This is a genomic window from Pseudorhodoplanes sinuspersici, assembly GCF_002119765.1.
Lineage (GTDB): Bacteria > Pseudomonadota > Alphaproteobacteria > Rhizobiales > Xanthobacteraceae > Pseudorhodoplanes > Pseudorhodoplanes sinuspersici.
In genome coordinates, this window is the sequence record NZ_CP021112.1 from 1715965 (window position 1) to 1729009 (window position 13045).

Annotated in this window: 10 protein-coding genes; 8 read left to right on the plus strand and 2 right to left on the minus strand. The window is 62.9% G+C overall.

What is annotated here, in order from left to right:
* Position 1: 1 nt before the first annotated feature.
* Complete coding sequence (gene hemC / locus CAK95_RS08445; protein WP_086087516.1) at positions 2 to 997, minus strand: hydroxymethylbilane synthase; 996 nt, start codon at positions 995 to 997, stop codon at positions 2 to 4.
* Positions 998 to 1064: 67 nt separating this feature from the next.
* Here hemC and tsaD point away from each other — a divergent pair, with 67 nt between their 5' ends.
* The 5 genes from tsaD to CAK95_RS08470 all read left to right on the plus strand — a co-directional run bounded on the left by tsaD (position 1065) and on the right by CAK95_RS08470 (position 6326).
* Positions 1065 to 2129: a tRNA (adenosine(37)-N6)-threonylcarbamoyltransferase complex transferase subunit TsaD gene (tsaD, locus tag CAK95_RS08450; RefSeq protein WP_086087517.1), complete on the plus strand. Its 1065-nt coding sequence runs from the start codon at positions 1065 to 1067 to the stop codon at positions 2127 to 2129.
* The gene (locus tag CAK95_RS08455) at positions 2130 to 3125 is read left to right on the plus strand and encodes an NAD(P)H-dependent glycerol-3-phosphate dehydrogenase (protein ID WP_086087518.1); all 996 of its coding nucleotides are present in this window, start codon (positions 2130 to 2132) and stop codon (positions 3123 to 3125) included.
* Position 3126: 1 nt separating this feature from the next.
* A complete protein-coding gene (locus tag CAK95_RS08460) occupies positions 3127 to 3543 on the plus strand; it encodes an EVE domain-containing protein (RefSeq protein WP_086087519.1) in 417 nt (138 codons plus the stop codon).
* Between the two features lie 144 nt (positions 3544 to 3687).
* Positions 3688 to 5628 carry an acetate--CoA ligase gene (acs, locus tag CAK95_RS08465; RefSeq protein ID WP_086087520.1) on the plus strand — a complete coding sequence of 647 codons (1941 nt, stop codon included), beginning with the start codon at positions 3688 to 3690 and terminating at the stop codon, positions 5626 to 5628.
* Positions 5629 to 5807: 179 nt separating this feature from the next.
* Positions 5808 to 6326: a L,D-transpeptidase gene (locus CAK95_RS08470; RefSeq protein WP_086087521.1), complete on the plus strand. Its 519-nt coding sequence runs from the start codon at positions 5808 to 5810 to the stop codon at positions 6324 to 6326.
* A gap of 188 nt (positions 6327 to 6514) precedes the next feature.
* Here CAK95_RS08470 and CAK95_RS08475 read toward each other — a convergent pair whose 3' ends face one another.
* Complete coding sequence (locus tag CAK95_RS08475) at positions 6515 to 7222, minus strand: alpha/beta hydrolase (RefSeq protein ID WP_086087522.1); 708 nt, start codon at positions 7220 to 7222, stop codon at positions 6515 to 6517.
* An 853-nt stretch (positions 7223 to 8075) separates the two neighbouring features.
* Between CAK95_RS08475 and htpX the strand changes: the two genes are divergently transcribed.
* The 3 genes from htpX to purH all read left to right on the plus strand — a co-directional run bounded on the left by htpX (position 8076) and on the right by purH (position 12965).
* A complete protein-coding gene (htpX, locus tag CAK95_RS08480; protein WP_086087523.1) occupies positions 8076 to 9068 on the plus strand; it encodes a zinc metalloprotease HtpX in 993 nt (330 codons plus the stop codon).
* Between the two features lie 414 nt (positions 9069 to 9482).
* Positions 9483 to 11255 (plus strand): heparinase II/III family protein, encoded by a 1773-nt coding sequence (locus CAK95_RS08485; protein WP_086091283.1) that lies wholly within the window; start codon positions 9483 to 9485, stop codon positions 11253 to 11255.
* A gap of 123 nt (positions 11256 to 11378) precedes the next feature.
* Positions 11379 to 12965, plus strand: a complete 1587-nt coding sequence (gene purH, locus CAK95_RS08490) for a bifunctional phosphoribosylaminoimidazolecarboxamide formyltransferase/IMP cyclohydrolase (RefSeq protein WP_086087524.1) — start codon at positions 11379 to 11381, stop codon at positions 12963 to 12965.
* The last annotated feature ends 80 nt before the right edge of the window (positions 12966 to 13045 follow it).

Sequence of the window (13045 nt, forward strand, 5' to 3'; positions counted from 1 at the left end):
CTTACTCCTGCACGAAGAAGTCAGCGCCGCCCCGCGCCTTTAATTCCCGGCCGGCATCGTCGCCAAGGTGCACAGCATCCGCAATCGGACCTTGCCGCGTTGTTTCGTGCACTTCGCTGCCGTCGGCGCGCAGGATCATGCCGCGGAAATGGATTTCAGCGCCGCTGATGGTTGCGAGACCCGCAATGGGTGTGCGGCATGAGCCATCGAGCGCCGACAGAAACGCGCGCTCGGTCTCAAGCGCGATCAATGTATCGCGATGGCCGATGGCGGCGATGAGCTCGTGTGTTCGGGGATCATTCTCCCGTGCCTCGATGCCGATGGCGCCTTGTCCGATCGCCGGCGGAAAAGCATCCAGTGGCAGAATGGCCGTTGCTTCGTGCTCAAGGCCAAGACGCTTGAGTCCGGCCAGTGCCAGCAATGTCGCATCGACTTCGCCTTCTTCCAGCTTGCGCAGCCGTGTCTGCACATTGCCGCGAAACACCGTCACGCGAAGATCGGGACGCAGCCGCTTCACCAGCGCCTGACGCCGCAGTGAGGCCGAGCCGACCAGCGCGCCTTGCGGCAGATCGGCAATCGACGATGCCTTGCGGCTAATGAAGACGTCGCGGACATCCTCGCGCTCGAGGCAGGCGATCAACGCAAGGCCGTCCGGTAACCAGGTCGGCATGTCCTTCGAGGAATGCACGGCAATATCGACCGCGTTGTCGAGCAAAGCCTCCTCGATCTCCTTGGTGAACAAGCCCTTGCCGCCGGCTTCGGAGAGCGGCCGGTCGGTGATCTTGTCGCCCGTCGTCTTGATGACATGAATCTCGATGGCGTCCGGCGCACAGCCGTGTACGGCAGCCAGCCGGTCGCGAACGGTATAAGCCTGCGCCAGCGCCAGCGGCGAGCCGCGCGTGCCGATCCGCAATAAAACCCCGGAAGATGCCGATTGCACCGTCGAACCTCGTAATGCTACCCCGGACACATATTCAGTGAACCGGCGGCTGGCCATAGGGCCGCTTTCCGGCCAAGAAAGCAACTTGAAAGCAGTCTGAAAGCACCACGTAAAAAGGCGCCCGATGATCGTTCTCGGCATCGAGACAACATGCGACGAAACCGCCGCCGCCATCGTTTCGCGGGATGCGGACGGCCGCGGCCAGATCCTATCCAACGTCGTCCTGTCGCAGACCGATGAGCATGCCGCGTTCGGTGGTGTGGTGCCAGAGATCGCTGCGCGCGCGCATGTCGAAGTGCTCGATCTCCTGATCGCCCGGGCGCTGGATGAGGCGCAATGCGATCTGTCCGCCGTTGACGGGATTGCCGCGGCCGCCGGGCCGGGCCTGATTGGCGGCGTCATCGTCGGGCTTACGACGGCGAAAGCGTTGGCGCTCGTCAATCGCACGCCGCTGATCGCGGTGAATCATCTCGAAGCGCATGCGCTCACCGCGCGGCTGACCGATGGCGTCGATTTCCCCTATTGCCTGTTCCTTGCATCCGGTGGTCATACCCAGATCGTCGCGGTGCGCGGCGTCGGCGATTACGTTCTGCTCGGCAACACGATGGACGATGCGATTGGCGAAGCTTTCGACAAGACCGCGAAGCTGCTCGGTCTGCCCTATCCCGGCGGACCGCAAGTCGAGCAGGAAGCAAAGCGCGGCGATCCGAACCGTTTCGCGCTGCCGCGGCCGCTGCACGGGCGGCGCGAGCCTGATTTTTCCTTGTCGGGTTTGAAGACCGCCCTGCGCGTCGAAGCCGAACGCATTGCGCCGATCAATGATCGCGACGTGGCCGATCTTTGCGCTTCATTCCAGCAGGCGATTGTCGATCTGATCTACGACCGGTTGCGGATGGGCCTTCGCGTTTTCGCCGAACGTTATGGTGTGCCGAATGCCCTTGTGGCGGCCGGCGGCGTTGCCGCCAATCAGGCGGTGCGCGGCGTATTGCAACGCTTGGCGACACAAGCCGGCATTCAATTGGTTGTGCCGCCGCCGGCTTTGTGCACCGACAACGGCGCGATGATCGCCTGGGCCGGCGCTGAACGGTTGGCGGCAGGGCTGACGGATCAGCTCGACGTCGCGCCGCGCGCCCGCTGGCCGCTTGAGCAGGTGGCCGGGTCGCATGTCGATGTCAGAACGCAAGGCTGAATGCGCATGAGCTATCAGCGCATCTCGGTGATCGGTGGTGGAAGCTGGGGCATCGCACTTGCAAGCGCCGCAAAACGCGCCGGCCGCGATGTTATCTTATGGACGCGCAGCCAACAGGACGCCGACATCCTCGATCGTAAACGTGAAAGTTCGCGGTTACCGGGGGCGACCATCGACAGCGATATTGCGATCACCGCCGATCTCACCAAAGCTGCGCAATGCGATGCCATGCTGCTCGTCGTTCCGGCGCAAGCCTTGCGCGAAGTCGCTTTGTCGCTTGCCCCCGTGATCGCGCCTGACACACCGGTCCTCGCCTGCGCCAAGGGCATCGAACGCGGCACGCGCAAATTCATGACCGAGGTCATTGTCGAAACGGCGCCCAAGGCTGCACCGGGAATCCTGTCCGGTCCGAGCTTTGCCTCCGATGTGGTGCGTGGATTGCCGACCGCGGTCACGCTGGCCGCGCGTGATGAGAAGACGGCCTCGGCGCTCGCCCATGCGCTCGGTTCGGCGACGTTTCGCCCTTATCACTCGACCGATCTGCGCGGCGTCGAGATCGGCGGCGCAGCCAAGAACGTTCTGGCGATTGCGGCCGGCATCGTATCGGGCCGAGGGCTTGGCGCCAGCGCCGCCGCGGCACTGACGACGCGCGGCTTCGCGGAGCTGACGCGGTTCGGACGGGCGCTCGGCGCAAAGCCCGAAACGCTGACCGGTCTGTCCGGTCTCGGCGATCTCATCCTCACCTGCTCGACGCCGCAATCGCGCAATTTCTCGCTCGGCCTTGCGCTCGGCCAGGGACTTTCGCCGCTCGAAGCGATCGCCAAGACCAGTCTGGCCGAAGGCGTGTATACGGCGGCGGTTCTCAATGACATGGCGCGCGAGCACAATGTCGATATGCCGATCGTCGCCGCCGTTGCCGATGTGGTCGAAGGGCAGGCGAGCGTCGACGAAGCGATCAGCCGATTGCTGACACGGCCATTCCGCGCGGAGGGATGATATGAATTACTGGCTGGTGAAGAGCGAACCCGATTCCTGGTCCTGGGACCAGCAGGTAAAAAAGGGCGCAAAAGGCGAGGCCTGGACCGGCGTGCGCAATCACACCGCCAAGCTGAACCTGATGAAGATGAAGAAGGGCGATCTCGCCTTCTTCTATCACTCCAATATCGGCAAGGAGATTGTCGGTATCGTCGAGGTTGGCAAGGAGCATTATCCCGATCCGACCGCGAAGGCGGGCGACCCTTGGGTCGTTGTCGACATGGTTGCACGCGAGCCGCTGAAGACGCCGGTGACGCTGGAGGCGATCAAGCAGGAGCCGAAGCTGAAAGAGATGGCGCTGCTGAAATATTCGCGGCTGTCGGTGCAGCCGGTCACGGCGGCGGAATGGAAGCTGATTTGCAAGATGGGCGGCCTTTGACCGCCTTCGTCTGGAGACACGATAACCGACGAAAGTGGCAGGCTGCCCGGCTTGCCCGAACCCGTTGACCTTCGGCATAATTGCCGCCAACAAAAAGGCGCTTGGGATGACCCGTCCCAACGTGCCCGTCGGGGAGGAATGACAATGTCGGACAAAATTTATGACGTCGCGCCGGAATGGCAGAAGCGCGCCTTCATCGACAACGCCAAATACGAACAGATGTATGCGGCTTCGGTCGCCGATCCCGACAAATTCTGGGCCGAGCAGGCCAAGCGCGTCGACTGGATCAAGCCCTTCACCAAGGTGAAGAACACCTCGTTCGCGCCGGACAATGTCTCGATCAAATGGTTCGAGGATGGCACGCTCAACATCGCTTACAATTGCGTCGACCGTCATCTGGCGAAGCGCGGCGACCAGACCGCGATCATCTGGGAAGGCGACGATCCGAAGGATGACAAGAAGGTCACCTACAAGGAACTGCACGCGCAAGTCTGCAAATTCGCCAATGTCCTGAAAGCGCAGGGCGTCAAGAAAGGCGACCGCGTCACCATCTATCTGCCGATGATTGTCGAAGCAGCTTACGCGATGCTGGCCTGTGCGCGTATCGGCGCCATTCATTCGGTCGTGTTCGGCGGCTTCTCGCCGGATTCGATTGCCGGCCGCATCGAGGATTGCAAATCGACCGTTATCGTCACCGCCGATGAAGGCGTACGCGGCGGCCGCAAGATTCCGCTGAAAGCGAATATCGACGAAGCCTGCGACAAGGCCGGCGGTGTGACCTCGGTGATCGTGGTGAAGCACACCGGCGCTGCCGTGAATATGAAAGCCGGCCGCGATGTCTATTACGATGACGCGGTGAAAAGCGTTTCCGCCGATTGCCCCTGCGAGGAGATGAATGCGGAAGATCCGCTGTTCATCCTCTACACGTCGGGCTCGACCGGGCAGCCGAAAGGTGTGCTGCATACGACCGGCGGCTATGCCGTGTTCACGGCGATGACGCATCAATATGTGTTCGATTATCACGACGGCGACATCTACTGGTGTACGGCCGATGTCGGCTGGGTGACCGGCCACAGCTACATCGTCTACGGGCCGCTGCAGAACGGCGCGATCACGCTGATGTTCGAGGGCGTGCCGACCTACCCGACCAATTCGAGATTCTGGGAGGTCATCGACAAGCATCAGGTCAACACCTTCTACACGGCGCCGACTGCGATCCGCGCGCTGATGCAGGCCGGTGATGAGCCGGTGAAGAAGACAAGCCGCAAGTCGTTGCGGCTTCTCGGTTCGGTCGGTGAGCCGATCAATCCGGAAGCGTGGGAATGGTATCACCGCGTTGTCGGCGATGACCGCTGCCCGATCGTCGATACCTGGTGGCAGACCGAAACCGGCGGCATCCTGATCACGCCGCTGCCCGGCGCCACCAAGCTGAAGCCCGGCTCGGCAACGCGGCCGTTCTTTGGCGTCAAGCCGCAACTCGTCGACGCCGAGGGCAAGGTGCTGGAAGGGGCGACCAGCGGCAATCTCTGCATTGCCGATTCGTGGCCCGGCCAGATGCGCACGGTCTATGGCGACCATCAGCGATTCGTGGACACCTATTTCAAGGCGTATCCAGGCAAGTATTTCACCGGCGACGGCTGCCGCCGTGACGAGGACGGCTATTACTGGATCACCGGCCGCGTCGATGACGTGATCAACGTGTCCGGCCACCGCCTCGGCACTGCGGAGGTTGAATCGGCGCTGGTTGCGCATCCGAAAGTGTCGGAGGCTGCCGTGGTCGGCTATCCGCATCACATCAAGGGGCAGGGCATCTACGCCTATGTCACCCTGATGTCTGGCGAAGCGCCGACCGAAGACCTGAAAAAGGAGCTGGTCGGCTGGGTGCGCAAGGAAATCAGCGCCATCGCCTCGCCGGACCTGCTGCAATTCGCGCCCGGTTTGCCCAAGACCCGCTCCGGCAAGATCATGCGGAGGATTCTGCGCAAGATCGCCGAAGACGATTTCTCCAATCTCGGCGACACCACGACGCTGGCCGATCCGACGGTGGTCGATGACCTCGTCAACAACCGGCAGAACCGCGCGTAAAACCGTAAAAAGCAGCCGATTAAGGTAACGCGGCCGTGAAGCCGCGTTGCTCATTTTCAACACCGTTTACGCAGTTTTAGCGAGCATTCTGAGATCTGCTTTGGCTGCTGCCGTGATTCAGCTATCTTCCCGCCCAAAATGGGGCGAAGGTGCCCCAATGTGGATACGGGGTTGAAATCATGCGCATCGCGCGACTTCTCGCCTGCTCTATCATTGCTTCTATCGCTGCCACTGTCTTTGCAGCCTCCACGCCGGCTCTCGCACGCGAGGCGGTGAACTTCCGTGACGACTACACGCCCGGCACGATCGTCATCAAACACAGCCAGCGCCGGCTCTATTATGTGGTGGGCGGCGGCAAGGCCATTGCCTACCCGGTCGGCGTCGGCAAAGCCGGCAAGTCCTGGTTCGGCACCCGCTATATCGACGGCAAGCGCCTGCGTCCGGCCTGGTCGCCCCCGGCCGAAGTGAAGCGCGACAAGCCGAGCCTGCCGAATGTGATTCCCGGCGGCTCGCCGGCCAATCCGATGGGCGTCGCGGCGCTGACCCTGTCGGGCGGCGAATATGCGATCCATGGCACCAACGTGCCACGCTCGGTCGGCGGCTATGTGTCCTATGGCTGCATCCGCATGCACAATTCCGACATCCTCGACCTGTTCGATCGCGTCAGCTACGGCACCCGCGTGGTGGTGACGCAGTAACGCCGCCGCACAAAGCGACGAATTGAAAGGCCGGGCATGCGCCCGGCCTTTTCGTTTTGGCGGCTGAAAGTCTCGCCGCTCATTCCCGCACCCGGGTCTGCGCTTCGCGCAGCCCGAGTGTAAACTCCGGCGGGAATTCAGTGTTTGACTCTGGGTCCCCGCCTTCGCGGGGACGAGCGGATGAAAGTTCACCGGCCCGCACCATCCAATATCTCCGTCACGCGATCCGGCAGATCGAGCATCACGTCGTGTCCGCACGGGAGCGCGTGCGCTTCCCAGCCTTCGGCAACGGCGCGATCGTAAAACGGCTTGAACGGACTTTCGCGCGGCAACAGTGTTCCGTGGACATAGATGCGCGTCGTCACGTTGCGATATGCGCCGCTCAAATTGAGCTTCTCGATCATCGTCGCGATCGGATGCGGATGCGCCAGTTCGTCGACGCGCGCGGCGTCCTTCTCGTTGACACCGAAAAACGCTGCGGACGGCGGCGGCACGAACAGGCCGCCGGTCGCGCCGGCCTTGTCGATGAACATCTGCGTGTTCTTCGGGATGTTGAGATCGAACAGCGATTGTCCGTCTTGGGGCACGAACGCATCGAGATAGACGAGCGCTGCAATCTCCTCCGGGATTTTGTCAGCGACGCCGGTGATCACCATGCCGCCATAGGAATGGCCGGCGAGCACGACATCGGACAAACCCTCGTAGCGGATCACGTTGAGGATGTCGGTGATATGCGTGGTGAGGTTGATATTGCCGCTGGAGAGATGCGAGCGCTCGCCCTGGCCGGTCAATGTCGGGGTGAACACGGTGTGGCCGCGCGCCCGCAGCCGTTCGGCAACGCGCGCATATTTCCAGCCACCGCCCCAGGCGCCGTGAACGAGAACGTAAGTTGTCATGATTTTGGGTTCCTCCTTGTTTCTTCACCCTCCCCTGGAGGGGGAGGGTCGCTGTGAGCGAAGCGAGCAGCGGGGTGGGGTGCCGTGCTTTCAAAGTCACCCCACCCCGTCACGCATCTCACATGCGTTCGATGCGCGTCGACCCTCCCCCTCCAGGGGAGGGTGAAGAAGAGCGGGGAGGGATAAGAAGACAAAGCTCCGCTACCCCTGTTCTTTGAGGCGCGGGGTACGCCTTTAGCCTTTATGTGTGCCGCATATCGAAAACATTCGATATGCGGGTGAGGGGAATGATGCGCCGAAAGACGCAGGGCATTCCTGAAGTTGCTGCGCTCCATCGCTGAAGCACAGCCGCCTTTCGGCGCATCACACCCGCGCCAAGCTTGCGCTTGTTGCGGGCGCTTCTTTTGGCAGCGTTTTCCTTACGGCATGGGGCCGCGCTTTACGCCGGATGTCTCGCCGCGGGCTTAAACGTCTCCCGCGCGCGCCACATCCGTGTCAGCCAGCTCCTGGCAGGGGTCCTTAGTAACCCCGGGCGGAGCCCCTCATGCCGCCCGAGTGCGTGAGTGACGACCTCACACCCGCAGGCGCCGCACCTTGCTCCATCAACAGCGTCACCGGTTGACGCCCCTCATGAGCGAGGTGATGGAATATAGGTATATGTTCCTAAAAATGTCAAGCCCCTTATGACGCAACGCGAACATCCGCAAAATCAATCTTGGGTAGATTTTTTTAATCCCCGCTCAATCTTCTGATGCGGCGCAGCGCCGCGCGATCTTGCAGGGAACCAAAGCCCTCACCATCCTCTTGAGCGGCCGGGAATTGGCGAGAAAGCCGCCCGGTTCAGGAGGGAAAGATGAATTATTTCAAGACAGCCATGCTGCTGGCCGGTCTGACCGCGCTGTTCATGGGTGTCGGCTATCTGATCGGTGGCTCGGGCGGCGCGCTCATCGCGCTGGTCGTCGCGGCCGGCATGAACATCTTCGCATACTGGAATTCGGACAAGATGGTCTTGTCCATGGCCGGCGCGCAGGAGGTCGATGCGCGCACGGCGCCGGACCTTTACGCCATGGTGCAGCAGCTCGCGGGCCGCGCGAACCTGCCGATGCCGAAGGTCTATCTCATGGATCAGCCGCAGCCGAACGCCTTTGCGACCGGCCGCAACCCGGAGAATGCCGCCGTCGCGGTGACCACCGGCTTGCTCGAGCGGCTGTCGCGCGAGGAAGTCGCCGGCGTGGTCGCGCACGAGCTGGCGCATATCAAGAATCACGACACGCTGATCATGACGATCACCGCGACCATTGCCGGTGCGATCTCGATGCTGGCGCAGTTCGGCATGTTCTTCGGCGGCGGCAATCGCGACAACAACGGCATGGGCATCATCGGCACATTGGCGATGGTGATCCTGGCGCCGATCGCGGCGATGATCGTGCAGATGGCGATCAGCCGCACGCGCGAATATTCGGCCGACAAGATGGGCGCGCAGATCCTCGGCCAGCCGGCTTATCTCGCTTCGGCGCTGGCCAAGATTTCCAACGCCGCGCACGTGATTCCCAACGAGCCGGCCGAGCGCGACCCGGCGATGGCGCACATGTTCATCATCAACCCACTGTCGGGCGAGCGGATGGACAACCTCTTCTCGACGCATCCTTCGACCGAGAACCGGATTGCCGCGCTGAATGCGCTCGCCCGCGAAATGGGCCAGAGTGGCTTCGGCGGTGGTGGCCAAGGTGGCGGCTACGCCGATGCTGACCGCGCCTCGGCCCGGCCGGCCGGCAGCATGCCGGCCGGAAGCCCGTGGTCGCGTGCCGGCCGGGGCGGGTCAGCTGGCGGACCCTGGGGCCGATAAGCACCTCCTGCTGGATAAGTTGGAGCATGATGTCGTCCGAAAACCGCTTCGCACCTTCGGGTCGATGCCCGAGGGCAGGCTTTTTCGGCATCATGCTCAAAGACTTACCGCGCAAAAGAAAATACGGCGGGCGCCTCGCCTCCGCCGTATTTTCTCATCCAGATCGTCTCCGGGGTGTCCGAATCAGGCACGCCACATCCACACACGTTCCGGCCTCATCCTGAGGAGCATTGCGCAGCAATGCGTCTCGAAGGATCGAGGCCGACCTCCTCCTTGGCGACGCGCGTTACGGCGCTCCTCAGGATGAGGCCGAAGAGACATTTTTCGGAATTAAGACCGTTTGTGGTACGTGAATTTGAGGAGCGGCCTCTTTTCGAGGCAGCATAACGAGGGGAGACCGTGTCGGTGGCGCGGGTGACGGTCGCGGAGCGTGGCAGGCTGTCGTGGCTGCTTGTGCGCCGCGGGTTGCGTCGTGCGAGCGGGCGCGTGAACAATTTTCCGCTGCTGCCGTGGCGCCTCATTCCCCGCAAGGCCGACCGCCTGCTGCTGTCGCCGCAGGATCTGCGCACCGCCGACGGCACCCGCGCGAGCGAGATCTATGCCGGCCGCTTCGCCTTTGCCGGCAAGGTGGTGATCTCCGATGGCCGCTCGCCGTTCGAGCTGGCGCCGCCGTCCGACGAATGGGCGGCCGAGCTCTACAGCTTCGGCTGGTTGCGGCATCTGCGCGCCGCCGATTCGGCGATCACCCGCGCCAATGCGCGCGCCCTGGTGGATGAATGGATCACCCTGCAGGGCCGCTGGCATGCTTTGGCCTGGCGCCCCGAAATCCTGACGCGCCGGATCATCTCCTGGATCTGCCAGGCGCCGCTGATCCTGCAGGATGTCGACGTCCAGTTTTATCGCCGCTTCATGCGCAGCCTGACGCGGCAAGTGCGCTACCTGCGGTCCAACGCCTCCGAAGCGCGCGCCGGCGCGCAGAGCCTGCAGGCGACCATCGCGCTGATGTATGCGACGTTGTGCATGGCCAGCCAGGACCGGCATCTGCGCGGCACGATGAAGCGTCTGAGCGATCAGCTCGATCAGCAGATCCTGCCCGACGGCGGTCATATCAGCCGCAATCCCGGCGCGATCATCGAAGTGCTGCTCGATCTTCTGCCGCTGAAGCAGGCCTTTTCCTCACGCAACATGCAGCCGCCGCAGGCGCTGCTGAATGCGATCGACCGGATGATGCCGATGCTACGGTTCTTCCGACATGACGACGGCAATTTCGCGCTGTTCAATGGCATGGGCGCGACGCCGGTGGACCAGCTCGCGACCATCCTCGCCTATGACGACGTGCGCGGCGAACCGTTCGAGCATGCGCCGCATTCCGGCTATCAGCGCATGAAGCTGAACAATCTGCTGGTGCTGATGGATACCGGCAAGGCGCCGCCGGTCGCCGCCAGCCAGGAAGCGCATGCGGGATGTCTGTCGTTCGAAATGTGCGCCGGCGGCCAGCGCATCGTCGTCAATTGCGGACTGCCGGCGATCAATCGCGAAAGCTGGCGGCAGGTGGCGCGCGCGACGGCGGCGCATTCGACGGTGACGTTCAACAACACTTCGTCCTATCGCTTTCGCGAGGAAGGGCCGTTCCGCAAACTGATCGGCGTGCCGGTGGTCGATGGACCATCGGAGGTCGCCATTGCGCGCGACGATACCGAAGAGGCGATCCTCCTTCGCGCGTCGCATGACGGCTATTCCAGCCGCTTCGGCATCATCCATCAGCGCTCGGTGATGCTGACGGCCGGCGGCACCAAGCTGGAAGGCGAGGATGTGTTCACGCCGACCCATGGCGAGATGCTGCCGCCCGGCGCGCGCGACGAATTCGCGGTCCGTTTCCATCTGCATCCATCGATCAAGGCGAGCCGCATTGCCGACGGCCATGGCGTGATGCTGGTCTTGCCGAACAAGGATGTCTGGACCTTCGATGGCCATGAGGATCGCGTCGAGCTGGAGGAGAGCGTGTTTCTCGGCGGCACCGACGGGCCGCGCCGCGCCGTGCAGATCGTGATCTACGGCCATGCGCGGCAGGCCTCGCGGGTGCACTGGACTTTCACGCATACACCGCGCACACATCCGGCCGCACGCAAGACCGGCGAGGCCGCGAAAGGCCGCAAGTCGCAGAACGAGCCGGAATTGCCGCTTTGAATGAGCAATATGTGTTGCCGCTCGTCCCCGCGAAGGCGGGGACCCAGAATGGCCGTTCTGGATTCCCGCTTTCGCGGGAATGAGCGGAGGGATGGTTGCCAGTAGGACGACAGGTAGAGAGATATGACCGATACCCCGCGCCGCATCGAACGCGCGCTGATTTCCGTTTCCGACAAGACCGGCCTGATCGACTTCGCCAGGGCGTTGTCGGCGCAAGGCGTCGAGATCGTCTCCACCGGCGGCACCGCCAAGGCGATCGCCGATGCCGGCCTGCCGGTGGTTGATGTGTCGGAGCTTACCGGCTTTCCGGAAATGATGGATGGCCGGGTGAAGACGCTGCATCCGAAGGTGCATGGCGGCCTGCTCGCGATCCGCGCCAACACCGAGCATGCCGGTGCGATGCAGGCGCATGGCATCAAGCCGATCGATCTGCTTGTCGTCAGCCTCTATCCGTTCGAAGCGACAGTGGCGAAGGGCGCCGGCTTTGAGGACTGCATCGAGAATATCGATATCGGCGGTCCGGCGATGATCCGCGCGGCGGCGAAGAACCACGACGATGTCGCGGTGATCGTCGATGCCAACGACTACGCGCCCTTGCTGGACGCGCTGAAGAGCGGCGGCACGAGCCTCGATTTACGCCGGCGCCTTGCGGCCAAGGCCTATGCGCGCACCGCCGCCTATGACGCCGCGATCTCCAACTGGTTTGCCGATCAGCTGAAGGAAACCGCGCCGACCTTCCGCGCCTTTGGCGGCACGCTGGCGGAAGCGTTGCGCTATGGCGAGAACCCGCATCAGGAGGCGGCGTTCTATCGTATGCCGGAACAGCGGCCGGGCGTTGCCACCGCGCGTCAGGTGCAGGGCAAGCAGCTGTCCTACAACAACATCAACGACACCGATGCGGCTTATGAATGCGTCGCGGAATTCGATCCGACCCGTAGCGCCGCCTGCGTCATCGTCAAGCACGCGAACCCGTGCGGCGTCGCCGAAGGCGCGAGCCTGGAAGACGCTTACCGCAAGGCGCTGCGCTGCGACTCGACATCGGCCTTCGGCGGCATCGTTGCCGTCAATCGCACACTGGATGCTGAAGCCGCACGCGCGATCACCGAGATTTTCACCGAGGTCATCGTTGCGCCGGATGCCACCGAGGAAGCGATCGCCATTGTCGGCGCGAAAAAGAATTTGCGATTGCTGCTCGCTGGCGGCTTACCCAATCCGCGCGCCGCGAGATTGACGGTGAAATCGGTGGCCGGCGGCTTGCTGGTGCAGACGCGGGACAATGCGGTCGCCGATGATATGGCGATCAGGGCTGTGACGAAACGTCAGCCGACCGATGCGGAGATGCGCGATCTTGTTTTCGCCTTCCGTGTCGCCAAGCATGTGAAGTCCAACACCATCGTCTATGCCAAGGATCTCGCAACCGTCGGCATCGGCGCCGGACAGATGAGCCGTGTCGATTCTGCGCGCATTGCCGCACGCAAAGCAGAAGACGCAGCGAAGGAATTGGGCTTAAGCACGCCGCTGACCAAGGGCTCGGTGGTGGCGTCGGATGCCTTCTTCCCGTTTGCCGACGGCTTGCTGGTGGCGATCGAAGCCGGCGCAACGGCGGTGATTCAGCCGGGCGGCTCAATGCGCGACGACGAGGTGATCAAGGCGGCCGACGACGCCGGCATCGCCATGGTGTTCACCGGGACGCGGCATTTTAGGCATTAGGTTGGTGAGCGGAAGCTCTATCTTCCGCTCGTCCCCGCGAAGGCGGGGACCCAGATTCTTAAGCGCTGGATTCCCGCCTT